A 13,037-nucleotide genomic window follows, 5' to 3' on the forward strand; every position below is an offset into this window, starting at 1 on the left:
GCAGCGCGCGTGAGCCGGCTCGACAGTTTCATCCGTCGCCTTTCGGCGCAGCGTAGCGTGCTGGATTGGGCGGCCCAGGCGATCCGCGATGTGTCTGGCCCGGTGCTGGAAGTGGGCTTGGGCAATGGCCGCACCTACGATCACCTGCGCGAAAAGCTGCCCGGCCGCGACATCTACGCTTTTGACCGCGCCGACAACGCGCATCCGCAATCCAAGCCGGCCGGTGATCTGCTGGTGCTTGGGGAATTCTCCGTCACGCTGCCTGCCTTCGCCGCGCGCCATGGCGCTGTGGCGGCGCTGATCCATTGCGATACCGGCTCGGGCGACGCGGCGGCGAATGCGCGCCAGGCCGCCTGGCTGTCCGATCTGGTGCCGACCCTGGGCCGCACTGGCGCCATCGTGCTCTCCGACCAGCGTCTGACGCATCCTCGCCTCAGCGTCATGACGCCACCGGTGGAAATCCCGCCGGAACGGTATTTCCTCTACACAATTTTCTAAAGCACGCTCACAAACAAACTAGGCCTCTCAGAACCCTGGCCGGCTATACTGTAGTTGGTTAGCATCACGTCCTTCGCAGTTGCGGGAGGGATGGAATGGGCGCGCCAGGGCCGCTCAATCGCATAACGGATATACCGGGTCTGCTGGTCGGCCAGGCCGCCGATGAAGCTGTGCGCAGCGGCGTCAGCGTCATCCTGGCGGATAAGCGTTTCGCCGCCAGTGTCGATTGCCGTGGCGGGGCGCCGGGCACGCGCGAGACCGATCTGCTGCGGCCCGAGGCGATGATGCCGGAGATCGACGCCCTCTGCCTTGCGGGCGGCTCGGCCTTTGGCCTCGATGCGGCGTCGGGCGTGGTGCATGCGCTGGCGCGTCAGGGCAAGGGCTTCGCCATGGCGCAGTTGCGGGTTCCAATCGTGCCCGCCGCGATCCTGTTCGACCTGATGAATGGCGGGAATAAGGACTGGCCGGAAGAATCGCCGTATCGCCGCTTAGGCATTGCCGCCTGTGGCGAGGCACGCGCCGATTTCGCGCTCGGCAATGCTGGCGCCGGGTTTGGCGCGGCGGCCGGCCGTATCAAGGGCGGCATCGGTTCCGCCTCCTGGGTCAGCGATGATGGCCTGATCGTCGGCGCCTATGTGGCGGTGAATGCGGTCGGCAGCGTGCTGACGCCAGGCAATCGCGCCTTCTGGGCGGCGCCCTGGGAACAGGGCAATGAATTCGGCGGGCTCGGCGTGGATACGCAGACCGGCGCCCTCGACCATGAACTCGCCGCCGAGGGCCGCATCGCCGGCCATACCTGCATCGGCGCGGTGGCGACCAATGCGCGGCTGGACAAGAGTTGCCTGCGCCACATCGCCACCATGGCGCATGATGGCCTGGCCCGCGCCATCCGACCGGTGCATACGCCGTTCGATGGCGATACGGTATTCTCCCTGTCGCTGCCATCCTGGCAGGGGCAGCCGGATGATGCCGCTATGCTGCCGCGCCTGGTGGCGCGCATCGGCAGCATCGCCGCCGATTGCCTGGTCCGTGCCGTGGCGCGCGGCGTCTGGGAGGCCGAACCGCTCGGCGCGCTGCCGGCGGCGAAACAGATTCTGCAACGGGTTTGAGCACAGCTAAGTCAGGAGGCATCATCATGCTGCGACGCTATTTCCTCACCGGTACGCTTGCCATTGCCGCGCTGCTGCTGGCCTTGCCCGGCGCCAGTGCCTTGGCGCAAGCGAAGAAGGATACCGTGACGCTCGGCATGGTGCTGGAGCCGCCGGGGCTCGATCCCACCGTGGCGCCGGCCGCCGCCATCGGCGAGATCACGCATTTCAATATCTTCGAGGGCCTGACCCGCATCCGCGAGAATGGCACCGTGGCGCCGCTGCTCGCCGAAAGCTGGGTCGCCAGCACCGACATGAAGGAATTCACCTTCAAGCTCAAGGCCGGCGTGAAGTTCAGCGACGGCACGCCGCTCACCTCGGCGGAAGTGAAATCCTCCTTCGAGACCTATGGCGGCGCGCAGAGCACCAACAAGCGCAAGGCGGTGTTCACCAACATGGCCGAGATCGGCGCACCCGATCCGCTCACCGTCACCATCAAGCTGAAGGAGACGGATGCGAATTTCCTGTTCTCGCTGGGTGAGAATACGGCGGTGATCACCGCGCCGGCCAGCCGCGCCAGCAATGCCATAAATCCCATCGGCACCGGCCCCTACAAGCTGGAGAAATGGGTGAAAGGCGATTCCGTCACGCTCGCGGCGCAGCCGAATTTCCGCGATCCGGCTGCCATCCGCATCAAGACCGTCACTTTCCGCATCATCGCCGATCCGGCGGCGCAGGTGGCGGCATTGCTGGCCGGCGATATCGACGGTTTCCCGATCGGCATGAGCGGCGAGAATGTGCCGCAGTTCCAGAAGGACAAGCGTTTCCGCGTCACCACCGGCACCACCGAGGGCGAGGTGATGCTGGCGCTCAACAACAAGCGCAAGCCGCTGGATGACCTGCGGGTGCGCCGCGCGCTGGCCCATGCCATCGACCGCAAGGCACTGATCGAGGCGGTGGCGTCGGGCTACGGCACGGTGATCGGCAGCCATTTCCCGCCGCATGATCCGGCCTATGTCGATCTCTCGAATGCCTACCCGTATGATCCGGCGAAGGCCAAGGCGCTCTTGAAGGAAGCCGGGCTTGAGAAGCTGGAACTCACCCTGCGGCTGCCGCCGCCGGCCTATGCCCGGCGTGGCGGCGAAGTGGTGGCGGCGATGCTGGCGGAGGCCGGCATCAATGCCAAGATCGAGAATATGGAATGGGCGCAGTGGCTGGACGTGGTGTTCAAGAATTTCAACTACGACCTGACCATCATCAATCATGTCGAGCCGAACGACATCATCAAGTATGCCGAGCCGAATTACTATTGGCAGTATGACAGCCCGGAATTCCGCAACCTGCTGGCCCAGGCCAACACCACGCTGGATGGGAAGGAGCGCACCGAGATCATGCAGCGCATGCAGCGGGTGCTGTCGCGCGATGCGGTCAATGTGTGGCTCTACAATGCTTCGCGGGTCGCCATCTACAAGGTCAACCTCAAGGGCTTCTGGTCCAGCGCGCCGATCTTCGCCAACGATCTTTCGGCGGTGTATTGGGAGTAGGGGGCGCTAAAGGAAATGGGCTCCTCGCTTTCGCGAGGATGACAATTGAGAAGCATCCGTCATGCCCGCGAAAGCGGGCATCCCATTTTCTGGTTACGCGGACTTTCCGGCGACGTTGAAAGACCCGGCCTAATTCGCCGGTGGGGCGCCCATGAAGCTTTCGACCAGGGCGGCGCAGACCAGGTTCCAGCCATCCACCAGCACGAAGAAGATCAGCTTGAACGGCAGCGAGATCACCACTGGCGGCAGCATCATCATGCCCATCGACATCAGGATGGAGGCCACCACCATGTCGACGACAATGAAGGGAATGAACAGCAGGAAGCCGATCTCGAAGGCGCGTTTAAGCTCGCTGATCATGTAGGCCGGCACCAGCACGCGCAGCGGGATGGCTTCCGGGTTGGCTGGCGGCGCTAGCCGGGCGAAATTGGCGAACAGCGCCAGATCCTTCTCGCGCACATGGCCGCGCATGAACTGGTGGAATGGCGCCACGGCGCGGTCAAATGCCGTCTGCTGGTCGATGCGCTCCTCGATCAGCGGCTGGATGCCTTCGTTATAGGAACGCTCCAGCGTCGGCTGCATGATGAAGAAGGTGAGGAACAGCGCCAGGCTGATCAGCACGGTGTTCGGCGGCGTCGACTGGGTGCCGAGCGCGGTGCGCAGGATCGAGAATACCACGACGATGCGGATGAAGCTGGTCAGCACGATCAGGATCGAGGGCGCCAGCGTCAGCACCGTGGTGAGCGCGACGAGCTGGATGACCCGGCCGGTGAGTGAGCCGGTGCCCTCGCCAAGATCGATATTGATCGATTGCGCCATGGCCGGGCCGAAGAAGGCCAGCGCGGCATAGGCGAGCGCGGCACCGCTGAGCAGCATCACCATGCTGCCCGGCAGCCAGCCAGCGCGGCGTTTCCAGGCAGCCCGGCATTTCCACGCGGCGATCTCAGTCCGCACCGCTGGCTCCGTCCTTGTTCGGGTCGCGGCCGGGCATGCGCAGGGAAGGGAACATCGGCGCCTTGGGCAAGGTATCGGCTTCGGTCTTGGCCACCGGGATGCCGGTTTCGATCACCACGTCGCCATCATCGCCGAGCAGCAGCAGATGCTCGACATTGTCGCGCCGTACCAGGATGAGGCGGCGCGTGCCATCCACCGGCGCCAGTTCGATCACGCCGATGCGCTGGCCGCTGCGCCATTTGCCGACACGCATGTTGCCGGCGAAATATTTCATCGCCCAGTAGAACGCCCCGAGCAGGATGAGCACGACGCCCAAGCCAATGCCGACGCGCATATAATCGATCTGGTCCATGGTGCTCCTGCTTCGGTCGAATGTGCGTGCCACGCCCGATTCGCGTCAAGGAAGATTGGGTCGGGTCAAGGAAGATTGGTCCGCGGGCTTAAGCGCCCGGCGTCTTGCCCTGGGTGCGGTAGATGTAGCTGAGGATTTCCGCCACGGCGGCGAAGGCCTCGACCGGGATCAGGGTATCGATATCGAGCTTGCCGAGGATCTCCACCAGGTCCGAATCCTGGCGGATGGTGATGCCGTTATCCATGGCAATGCGGATCACTTGTTCCGCCATATGCCCTTGGGCATTGGCCACCACGCGAGGCGCATCTTCCTTTGCGGCATCGTAGCGCAGGGCTACGGCCTTTAGTTTTTTTGGCGGTTTTCCAGTCTCGTCAGCCATTTCTCAGGCCCTCAGACGGTTTCATTTATTAATATATCCCGGCAATTCGTTAATAAATGATTCAATGATTCCGGGCATCCTCGCCGCCATGGACCTGAACCGCATCAACATCATGAAAGCGATTGCCCGCCGGATGGAGTATACCGGCGAACGGCAGCGCGTGCTGGCCGAGAATATCGCCAATGCGGATACGCCGAACTACAAGCCCAAGGACCTGCAGAAGGCCACGTTCACCGATCTGGTGAAGGGGCCGAGCCAGCGCGTTGCCATCGCCGCCACCCAGCCCGGCCATATCAGCCGCACTTCGGCGGGCAGCAGCAACGGTAGCTGGAAGGTGGAACGCGCCAAGGGCGATTTCGAAGTGGCGCCGAACGGCAATGCGGTGAACCTGGAACAGCAGACCATGATGCTGGCGGAAAACCAGGGCGAACATAATCTGATGACCAACCTGTATCGCAAGCAGGTCGGTCTGCTGCGCAAGGCCCTCGGGCCGCGTCAGCAATAAGCAATAGGAGCGGGCGATGGAACTCAAGGATGCGATGAAGATTTCCGCCTCGGGCATGAAGGCCCAGAGCGACCGCCTCAAGGTCATCGCGGAAAACCTCGCCAATTCGGACTCGCTGGGCAAGACCCCGGGTTCCGACCCGTATCGCCGCAAGGTGGTAAGCTTCAAGAACGAACTCGACCGCGCCACCGGCGTTACCATGGTCAAGACCAAGCCGCCGACCCGCGACCGCTCGGATTTCGAGCTGAAATACGATCCGGGCCATCCGGCCGCCAATGCCGATGGCTATGTGAAGCTGCCGAATGTGCGCCCGGTGATCGAAATGGCCGATATGCGCGAAGCGCAGCGGTCCTACGAAGCCAATCTGAACGTCATCGAAGGCGCCAAGTCGATGGTCAACCGCACCATCGACCTGCTGCGCAACTGATCCGGATAGGGGCAAAGCATGGCTGACATACGTATCGGCGGGCTTGCCGACGGGCTTGCCATCGTAGGCCGCGCCAACCAGGGCGGCGGCGCTAATCCGGTGGGCGACAGTGGTTTCGGCGATATGGTGCGCCAGGCGCTGAATTCCACCGTGGAAGCCCAGCAGAAGGCCGAAACCCTGTCCACCCAGGCGGTGAACGGCAAGGCCGATGTCACCGAGATCGTCACCGCCGTGACCAACGCGGAACTGGCGCTCGATACCGCCATCGCGGTGCGCGACAAGGTGATCAACGCCTACCAGGAAATCATGCGCATGCCCATTTGATGGCCCATTTGTTGGGTCGCATCGCGCGAATCAGGTATACACTGCGGAAAACGAGCGAATCGATGACCGCAGTAGAAGTAACCGATGTGATGCGCGATGCCATCTGGGTCCTGATCAAGGTCTCCGGGCCGGCGATGGCTGTCTCGCTGATCATCGGCTTGGCGATTGCGCTGTTTCAGGCGCTGACCCAGTTGCAGGAACCCACGCTCACCTTCGTGCCCAAGATCCTGGCGATTTTCGGCACCCTGATCATTTCCATGCCGTTCATGATCGGCACCATGGTGGCCTTCATGGAGCAATTGGCGCAGCGCATCGCCGGATTGAATTAGCGGCGGCCCCGGATGCTGCAGCAGATCGTCGCCGGCAACGTCTTCATCTTCATGCTGATCCTGTGCCGGATCGGCAGTGCCATGATGTCGCTGCCGGGCATCGGCGAAGCCTCGATCCCGCCGCGCGTCCGCCTCAGCCTGGCCTTGCTGATGTCTGGCCTGCTGGTGCCGATCCTGGGGCCGAGCCTGCCGACCTTGCCGGCACAGCCGATGAACCTGGCCTTCCTGCTGCTCACCGAAATCGGCTTCGGCCTCGCCATCGGCCTGGTCACCCGCATGCTGCTCACCGCCATGCATGTCGCCGGCACGGTGATCGCCATGCAGGCCGGCCTTTCGGCCGCCACCTTCTTCGATCCCAACATGGGCGGCCAGAACGCCATCCTCAGCGGCGCACTGATCTTCATGGGCACTGCCTTGCTGTTCGCCACCGACATGCACCTGGTGCTGTTGCAGGCGGTGTATGACAGCTACACCCTGTTTCCGCCGCTGCGCGTGCCGGCTTTTGGCGATTTCGCGCAAGTCACCGTGCAACTCCTCAGCGATGCCTTCTCGCTCGGCATGCGCATGGCGGCGCCCTTCATCGTCTATGGCGTGGTGTTCAACGTTGCGCTCGGGCTGCTCAACCGCCTGATGCCGACCCTGCAGATTTTCTTCATCATGCAGGCGCCGCAGATCGCCCTGTCCTTCGTGCTGTTCGGCTTCACGCTCACCGCCATCGGCATCGCCTACACCACGTATTTCGAGCAGACCGTCGCCCAGTTCCTGGCGCCGGCCGCGCCGCGATAGGGAGGCCGCCGCATGTCGGAAGATGCCGATCCCGAATCCAAAACCGAAGACCCATCTGAGAAGCGGCTGCGCGATGCCGAAGAGAAAGGCAACATCGCGCGGTCGCAGGAAATCGGGCACTGGTTCACCTTCATGGCCGCGATGATCGGCATGTACATGCTGGGCGACGCCCTGGTGCGCCGCTTCACCGGCAGCACAACGGTATTCTTCCAGGCGCCGCATAAAATTCCGATGGACCCGGCGCATATCACGCGCCTCGCCATGGACATGATGATCGACATCAGCGCGGTGCTGCTGCCGATCCTCGGCCTGTTCGCGGTGTTCGGCCTGGCCGGCAGCCTGATCCAGAATCCGCTGCATTTCAGTCCCGACAAGCTGATGCCGGATATCAACAAGCTCAACCCGCTGACCGGCCTCAAGCGCATCGCCTCGGTGGCGACCCTGGTGGAGTTCGTCAAGAACATCATCAAGATCACGGTGATCGGCGTGCTGCTGGTCTACCTGATCCTGCCGGAACTGGATTCGCTGGAAACCCTGGTGGCGCTGGATATCAGCCTGATGCTGCCGCATACCATGCGCATCGTGTTCAAGCTGCTCGGCGCCATGCTGATCATCGTGTTCCTGGTGGCCGTGGCCGACTATCTCTACCAGCGCTACAACCACATGAAACAGCTCCGCATGACCAAGCAGGAGTTGAAGGACGAATACAAGGAAAGCGAAGGCGACCCGCATATCAAGGCGCGGCTGCGCCAGTTGCGCATGCAGCGCGTGCGCCAGCGCATGATGGCGGCGGTGCCGGAAGCCAGCGTGGTGGTCACCAACCCGACCCACTATGCCGTGGCGCTGAAATACGAGATCGGCAAGATGGACGCGCCCATCGTGGTGGCCAAGGGCGCCGACCTGATCGCCAAGCGCATCCGCGAACTCGCCACCGAGCATGAAGTGCCGATTGTCGAGAATGTGCCGCTGGCCCGCGCGCTGTTCCTGGTCGAGATCGACGACCCGATCCCGGTGGAGCATTACAAGGCGGTGGCCGATGTCATCAGCTACGTGATGAAGCTGAAGGACAAGCTGAATTAGGGGCTGCTGGGTTCAAGCCCAACCATCCTCCGTCGTCATGCCCGGACTTGATCCGGGCATCTTGTGCAAGCAGACTATGAGACCGCCGGGTCGAGCCCGGCGGTGACGACGCTATAAAAATATGATCGCGGAAGTTAAACGGGTAACTCGTCACTCCTGTCCCACCGCCGCTTATTTCACAAAATGTTCTCATTTGCTCCGCCGGCATCCCCCGGGCGGTTAATTCTTTGCGTCCTGACGTTGCGTCAGGACTTGACAGGCGACACACCCCGCGATTCGCTGGAACTATGGTAAATAGCCGTAAACTATGCAGTTTTTGCCGCTGGAGGCACAATCTGCCGGGGTGTTATCCACAGCTTGAGGTTAACCCCGGTTAACCCTGCGGTAATAATTCTTAAGATTGAATGACTTAAGTATTTTTTCCTATTTTGGCATGCGCCTTGCTCTCCGGTGGGTGCGGTTCCGCCGCGCGACCCTCAGCAAGGAAAAGGAGACAGCATGTCCATCAGTGCCGCGATGCAGGCGGCCTTGGCCGGCCTGAACGGCCAGGCCGCCGCCATCGGCTTCATATCCGACAACGTCGCCAATGCCTCGACGCCTGGCTACAAGAAGGTGGAGTCGCGTTTCTCCACGCTGATCACGCAGTCGAGCGCCCAGGCCAACAGCCATTCGCCGGGCGGCGTGCAGAACCGCCCGTTCTTCGCCAACAATGCGCAAGGCCCGATCCAGCAGGTCGCCTCGGGCACGTCATTCGCCGTCTCGGGCGATGGCTTCATCCCGGTGTCGAAGCAGGTCGGCATCGGCGCCGATGGCCAGCCGGTGTTCGAGCAGACCGCGTATTACACGCGGGTCGGTGATTTCACCCAGAACACCAAGGGCTATCTCGTCAACTCGTCGGGTTACTATCTGCAGGGCTGGGCGGTGGACCCGGTGACGGGGGCGGTGGATACCTCGCAGACGCGCGAGATCCGCGTCTCCGATCTGCTCGACCAGCCGGTGCAGACCAGCCAGATCGAGTATTCCGCCACGCTGCCGGCCAATGCGCTGGACGCGGATGGCAACCTCCCGGCGACGCTGCCGGTTTCTTCCTTCCAGGTCTATGACGCGCTCGGCAATGCCCGCACGCTGAACCTGACCTGGACCCGCACGGCAGCGAGCGAATGGGAATTGACCATCGACGCGCCGGGCAGCACGCCATCGAGCTTCGGCCCGGCCACGGTGAGCTTCGGCGGCGATGTCAACGGCACGGCAGCACCTGCCGGCACCATCTCAGGCCTTGGCACCGGCGGCGGCCTTACCGGCACGGTCGGCACTGCGCTTGGCGACGATGCCTCCTTCAGCCTGGATCTCGATTTTGGCTCCGGGCCGCAGGCGGTGCGTTTCGATCTCGGCTCGTTCGGTTCCACCAACGGCACCACGCAGTTCGGCGGCACCACGCTGCAGCTCAACGATTTGCAGCAGAACGGCGTGCCGCAGGGCAATTACAAGAGCCTGGCGATCGATGCCAACGGCATGGTCTCGGTCACCTTCGACAACGGCAATGTGAAAACCTTCTACCAGGTGCCGTTGGCGAAATTCCGCGACCCCACCGAACTCGACCGCGTCGATGGCAATGCCTTCGTCGCCACGCCGCAATCGGGCACTGCCGTGCTCGGCCAGGCCGGCGGCAGCGGCGTCGGCGACATCGTCGCCTCGGCCATCGAGCAATCCAACGTCGATATCGCGGAAGAGTTCGCCAAGATGATCGTGGCGCAGCGGGCCTATTCGGCCAATGCCCGGCTGGTCACGGTGGCGGACGAATTGCTGCAGGAAACCCTCAATATCAGCCGTTGAGATACCGGCTAAGCCAAAAGGAACGACACCATGACCATGATCTCCACCGTCGGTAACAGCACCGCGAACCAGAACACGACGCAGAATGCCGCCTCGAACAAGCTCACGGCGGATATGCAGACCTTCCTCAAGCTGCTGACCACGCAGCTCAAGAACCAGGACCCGACCAACCCGATGGACCCGAAGGACTTCACCGAGCAACTGGTGCAGTTCTCGCAGATCGAGCAGCAGATCCAGCAGACCGGCAAGCTCGACCAGATTCTTGCTGCGCTGGATGGCAGCAAGTCCAGCGATGCCCTGGCCTATATCGGCAAGGAAGTGCAGGCGATGGGCAACGTCAATTACCTGGAGGATGGCGAGGCCAAGTTCTCCTATGGCGTGCCCAAGGGCGCCGTCACCGTCGAGATCAAGGTCTATGACGCGGATGGCAAGGTGGTCTACACCGGCACCGGCGACACTTCCTTCGGCCGGCATGATTTCACCTGGGACGGCAAGACCACCGAGGGCGTGCAGAAGCCCGATGGCGGTGCCTACAAGATCGAGGTGACGGCCAAGGATGCCAAGGGCGAGAAGCTCGAAACCGACGTGCTGGTGCGCGGCGTGGTCGATGCGGTCGAGACCATGGACGGCAAGGCCTATCTGGTGATCGGCAAGCTCGGCATCGACCCGGATGACGTGGTGCTGTCGCGCCAGCCCAGCGATGCCTGAACTCTGGCAATAAGGGCAGGGGCTTCAAGCGGTGTACGGGCCGGTTTGCCGCTCTCCCGGGCGGCAGGCCGATAAATGCGACGGCACCTCTTGACGTTCCCAGCAAGGCTTCCCACTTGCGCTCTGAACCCTTGGTCCGGGCCCCTCTGGCGAGCGTAGCCGGCTTACTCGCGATGTCGGACCTGCTTCTGACATCGTTTTCCGGCTGACATGGAGAGATCCGTGGCGTTCGAATTCCTGTATGCCGACTGGCTCGGCAAACCCCTGTGGATGTGGTTCGTTTTCCTTGGCATTGTGGTCGCGCTGCTGGTCTTTGACCTCGGCATCCTGCACCGCGAGACGCGCGAAATCGGTGTGCGTGAAAGCCTGGTCATGTCGGGCGTGTATCTCAGTCTCGGCATGCTGTTCGGCACCTGGATCTGGTGGCAGCTTGGCGCCACTGCCGGCATGAACTATGTCACCGGTTTCGCTGTGGAGAAGGCGTTGGCGATGGACAACGTCTTCGTCATGGCGATGATCTTCGCATACCTCGGAATTCCGGCAAAATACCAGCATCGTGTGCTGTTCTGGGGCATTCTGGGCGTTATCGTGCTGCGCGCGGTGATGATCGGCGCCGGTGCGGCGGTGGTCAGCCAGTTTTCCTGGGTGCTGCATGTTTTCGCGGTATTCCTGATCGCCACCGGCATCAAGATGCTGGCCTTTGCCGACAAGGAATATGATGTCGGCAGCAACCCGATCCTCCGCTTCATGCGCCGGCGTTTCCGGGTCACCGACGAACTGCATGGCGAGAAATTCTTTGTCATGCAGCCGAATGCGGCCGGTGCCAATGTGCGCTACATGACGCCGCTGTTCATGGCGCTGGTGCTGATCGAATTGGCGGATGTCATCTTCGCGGTTGACTCGGTGCCGGCGATTTTCGCCATCACCACCGATCCGTTCATTGTCTACACCTCGAATATCTTCGCCATCCTGGGCTTGCGCGCGCTGTATTTTGCCCTGGCGGCGATGATCCATCGCTTCCACTACCTGAAATATGCGCTGGCGGCGGTGCTCATCTTCATCGGCGGCAAGATCATCGGTGCGGACCTGCTCGGGATCGAGAAAGTTCCCGCCGTGGTTTCGCTCGGTGTCACCTTCACGCTGCTGATTTCCGGTGTGGTCTGGAGCTTGTACAAGACGCGGGCGACAGCCGGCGTCAGCGAAGAAAGGATATAATGCCATGGAAGCGCTGTTTACCTGGGTCATCAACGCCATCCTGCTGGGGCCGCTGCAGGCGGAGATTTTCGGTGAACTCGCCTCGGCCCGAACCGTTGCACCGATCATCACGGAAGCCAAAACATGCATCGCGGCCGGTATCCCTGCACTGGCGCAGGATATGCTAAGAGAACCCGGCGCGGCCTTTGACTCTCTGGTGCGTTACTGGCTGGATATGACACAGCCACGGCAACTGGTTGCCGAGATGCTGCCGCAATGCGCCAATCTGATTGATGCGGCTGGGCTGATCGAGCGCACGGCATCGCGCTGATCCGAATCTGAGGGTGGATAATAATGGTGTGGTCGCGCGCGGCAGGATCGAGAAGGACACAATGGCGCTTGCTGCTGCTTGCCCCCATCGTTCTGCTGCTGCTCGGCTGCACCGCGCCGCCGGATGGCGTGACACCGCTATCGGATTTCGATAGCCGGCGCTATCTCGGGCAATGGTACGAAATCGCCCGCCTGGATCACCGCTTCGAGCGCGGCCTGTCGAATGTCACCGCGCAGTATGAGGCCAATGCCGATGGCAGCCTGCGAGTCATCAATCGCGGGCTGGAGCGCGGCGCCTGCAGGTGGAAGCAGGCCGAGGGCAAGGCCCGGTTTCTCGGGGCACCTTCGGTTGCCAGCCTCAGCGTGACCTTTTTCTGGCCGTTCTCCGGCGGCTATCATGTCATTGCCCTCGACCGCCAGGATTATGCCTGGGCCATGGTTTCCGGCCCGTCGCGGGACTATCTATGGATTCTGGCCCGGCGGCCTGAACTGGACGCGAAAATCCAGGCGCAACTGATCGAACAGGCGCGCGGCCTGGGTTTCGAAACCGCGGCGCTGATCCTGGTGGATCAATCCACACCGCCCTGCGCGCCTGCCAGCGCCCCGGCCCGGTGAAACAGCCGGCTTGACGCCCCAGCACGGCAACGCCCATAACCGATGACGCAAGACTCAGCGGAGTCGGTTATGGCGCAAACATGCCCGCGTC

Annotated in this window: 17 protein-coding genes; 14 read left to right on the forward strand and 3 right to left on the reverse strand. The window is 62.5% G+C overall.

Annotated features, from left to right (window positions below; translation table 11 throughout):
* Window positions 1–9: 9 nt before the first annotated feature.
* The 3 genes from V6B08_RS11240 (at window position 10) to V6B08_RS11250 (ending at window position 3,130) form a co-directional block, all read left to right on the forward strand.
* Entirely contained in the window at window positions 10–498 is a 489-nt protein-coding gene (locus tag V6B08_RS11240) for a class I SAM-dependent methyltransferase (RefSeq protein WP_341980682.1), read from the forward strand.
* A gap of 95 nt (window positions 499–593) precedes the next feature.
* Window positions 594–1,607: a P1 family peptidase gene (locus tag V6B08_RS11245; protein WP_341980684.1), complete on the forward strand. Its 1,014-nt coding sequence runs from the start codon at window positions 594–596 to the stop codon at window positions 1,605–1,607.
* A gap of 26 nt (window positions 1,608–1,633) precedes the next feature.
* On the forward strand, window positions 1,634–3,130 hold the full coding sequence (locus V6B08_RS11250; RefSeq protein WP_341980686.1) for an ABC transporter substrate-binding protein: 1,497 nt from the start codon (window positions 1,634–1,636) through the stop codon (window positions 3,128–3,130).
* 129 nt (window positions 3,131–3,259) lie between these two features.
* Here the strand turns inward: V6B08_RS11250 and fliP are convergent, their stop codons facing one another.
* From fliP to V6B08_RS11265, 3 genes are all read right to left on the reverse strand, one after another.
* Window positions 3,260–4,006: a flagellar type III secretion system pore protein FliP gene (gene fliP, locus V6B08_RS11255; RefSeq protein WP_341981634.1), complete on the reverse strand. Its 747-nt coding sequence runs from the start codon at window positions 4,004–4,006 to the stop codon at window positions 3,260–3,262.
* 67 nt (window positions 4,007–4,073) lie between these two features.
* Window positions 4,074–4,436 (reverse strand): hypothetical protein, encoded by a 363-nt coding sequence (locus V6B08_RS11260; protein ID WP_341980689.1) that lies wholly within the window; start codon window positions 4,434–4,436, stop codon window positions 4,074–4,076.
* Between the two features lie 88 nt (window positions 4,437–4,524).
* Window positions 4,525–4,815 (reverse strand): EscU/YscU/HrcU family type III secretion system export apparatus switch protein, encoded by a 291-nt coding sequence (locus tag V6B08_RS11265; protein ID WP_341980690.1) that lies wholly within the window; start codon window positions 4,813–4,815, stop codon window positions 4,525–4,527.
* Window positions 4,816–4,879: 64 nt separating this feature from the next.
* Between V6B08_RS11265 and flgB the strand changes: the two genes are divergently transcribed.
* From flgB to V6B08_RS11320, 11 genes are all read left to right on the forward strand, one after another.
* Window positions 4,880–5,320 carry a flagellar basal body rod protein FlgB gene (flgB, locus tag V6B08_RS11270; RefSeq protein WP_341980692.1) on the forward strand — a complete coding sequence of 147 codons (441 nt, stop codon included), beginning with the start codon at window positions 4,880–4,882 and terminating at the stop codon, window positions 5,318–5,320.
* Window positions 5,321–5,336: 16 nt separating this feature from the next.
* Window positions 5,337–5,747: a flagellar basal body rod protein FlgC gene (gene flgC, locus V6B08_RS11275; protein WP_341980694.1), complete on the forward strand. Its 411-nt coding sequence runs from the start codon at window positions 5,337–5,339 to the stop codon at window positions 5,745–5,747.
* 18 nt (window positions 5,748–5,765) lie between these two features.
* Window positions 5,766–6,071 carry a flagellar hook-basal body complex protein FliE gene (fliE, locus tag V6B08_RS11280; RefSeq protein ID WP_341980696.1) on the forward strand — a complete coding sequence of 102 codons (306 nt, stop codon included), beginning with the start codon at window positions 5,766–5,768 and terminating at the stop codon, window positions 6,069–6,071.
* A gap of 62 nt (window positions 6,072–6,133) precedes the next feature.
* The gene (fliQ, locus tag V6B08_RS11285; protein WP_341980698.1) at window positions 6,134–6,400 is read left to right on the forward strand and encodes a flagellar biosynthesis protein FliQ; all 267 of its coding nucleotides are present in this window, start codon (window positions 6,134–6,136) and stop codon (window positions 6,398–6,400) included.
* 12 nt (window positions 6,401–6,412) lie between these two features.
* On the forward strand, window positions 6,413–7,186 hold the full coding sequence (gene fliR, locus V6B08_RS11290) for a flagellar biosynthetic protein FliR (protein ID WP_341980700.1): 774 nt from the start codon (window positions 6,413–6,415) through the stop codon (window positions 7,184–7,186).
* 12 nt (window positions 7,187–7,198) lie between these two features.
* Window positions 7,199–8,266, forward strand: a complete 1,068-nt coding sequence (gene flhB / locus V6B08_RS11295) for a flagellar biosynthesis protein FlhB (protein ID WP_341980702.1) — start codon at window positions 7,199–7,201, stop codon at window positions 8,264–8,266.
* Between the two features lie 498 nt (window positions 8,267–8,764).
* Window positions 8,765–10,099 (forward strand): flagellar hook protein FlgE, encoded by a 1,335-nt coding sequence (locus tag V6B08_RS11300; protein WP_341980704.1) that lies wholly within the window; start codon window positions 8,765–8,767, stop codon window positions 10,097–10,099.
* A 30-nt stretch (window positions 10,100–10,129) separates the two neighbouring features.
* Window positions 10,130–10,807, forward strand: a complete 678-nt coding sequence (locus V6B08_RS11305; protein ID WP_341980706.1) for a flagellar hook assembly protein FlgD — start codon at window positions 10,130–10,132, stop codon at window positions 10,805–10,807.
* Window positions 10,808–11,029: 222 nt separating this feature from the next.
* Window positions 11,030–12,022, forward strand: a complete 993-nt coding sequence (locus V6B08_RS11310) for a TerC family protein (RefSeq protein WP_341980708.1) — start codon at window positions 11,030–11,032, stop codon at window positions 12,020–12,022.
* Window positions 12,023–12,026: 4 nt separating this feature from the next.
* On the forward strand, window positions 12,027–12,332 hold the full coding sequence (locus V6B08_RS11315; protein WP_341980710.1) for a hypothetical protein: 306 nt from the start codon (window positions 12,027–12,029) through the stop codon (window positions 12,330–12,332).
* 68 nt (window positions 12,333–12,400) lie between these two features.
* The gene (locus V6B08_RS11320; RefSeq protein ID WP_341980712.1) at window positions 12,401–12,946 is read left to right on the forward strand and encodes a lipocalin family protein; all 546 of its coding nucleotides are present in this window, start codon (window positions 12,401–12,403) and stop codon (window positions 12,944–12,946) included.
* The last annotated feature ends 91 nt before the right edge of the window (window positions 12,947–13,037 follow it).

Source organism: Ferrovibrio sp. MS7 (assembly GCF_038404985.1).
Classification (GTDB): Bacteria; Pseudomonadota; Alphaproteobacteria; order Ferrovibrionales; family Ferrovibrionaceae; genus Ferrovibrio; species Ferrovibrio plantarum.

What these genes read in the sequence shown, in the direction of transcription:
- V6B08_RS11250 (WP_341980686.1), top strand. Translation starts at nt 1,634, where the DNA reads ATGCTGCGACGCTATTTCCTCACCGGTACGCTTGCCATTGCCGCGCTG.
- fliQ (WP_341980698.1), top strand. Translation starts at nt 6,134, where the DNA reads ATGACCGCAGTAGAAGTAACCGATGTGATGCGCGATGCCATCTGGGTC.
- flgC (WP_341980694.1), top strand. Translation starts at nt 5,337, where the DNA reads ATGGAACTCAAGGATGCGATGAAGATTTCCGCCTCGGGCATGAAGGCC.
- V6B08_RS11300 (WP_341980704.1), top strand. Translation starts at nt 8,765, where the DNA reads ATGTCCATCAGTGCCGCGATGCAGGCGGCCTTGGCCGGCCTGAACGGC.
- V6B08_RS11265 (WP_341980690.1), bottom strand. Translation starts at nt 4,815, where the DNA reads ATGGCTGACGAGACTGGAAAACCGCCAAAAAAACTAAAGGCCGTAGCC.
- fliP (WP_341981634.1), bottom strand. Translation starts at nt 4,006, where the DNA reads ATGCTGCTCAGCGGTGCCGCGCTCGCCTATGCCGCGCTGGCCTTCTTC.
- fliR (WP_341980700.1), top strand. Translation starts at nt 6,413, where the DNA reads ATGCTGCAGCAGATCGTCGCCGGCAACGTCTTCATCTTCATGCTGATC.
- V6B08_RS11305 (WP_341980706.1), top strand. Translation starts at nt 10,130, where the DNA reads ATGACCATGATCTCCACCGTCGGTAACAGCACCGCGAACCAGAACACG.
- V6B08_RS11315 (WP_341980710.1), top strand. Translation starts at nt 12,027, where the DNA reads ATGGAAGCGCTGTTTACCTGGGTCATCAACGCCATCCTGCTGGGGCCG.
- flhB (WP_341980702.1), top strand. Translation starts at nt 7,199, where the DNA reads ATGTCGGAAGATGCCGATCCCGAATCCAAAACCGAAGACCCATCTGAG.
- fliE (WP_341980696.1), top strand. Translation starts at nt 5,766, where the DNA reads ATGGCTGACATACGTATCGGCGGGCTTGCCGACGGGCTTGCCATCGTA.
- V6B08_RS11260 (WP_341980689.1), bottom strand. Translation starts at nt 4,436, where the DNA reads ATGGACCAGATCGATTATATGCGCGTCGGCATTGGCTTGGGCGTCGTG.
- flgB (WP_341980692.1), top strand. Translation starts at nt 4,880, where the DNA reads ATGATTCCGGGCATCCTCGCCGCCATGGACCTGAACCGCATCAACATC.
- V6B08_RS11245 (WP_341980684.1), top strand. Translation starts at nt 594, where the DNA reads ATGGGCGCGCCAGGGCCGCTCAATCGCATAACGGATATACCGGGTCTG.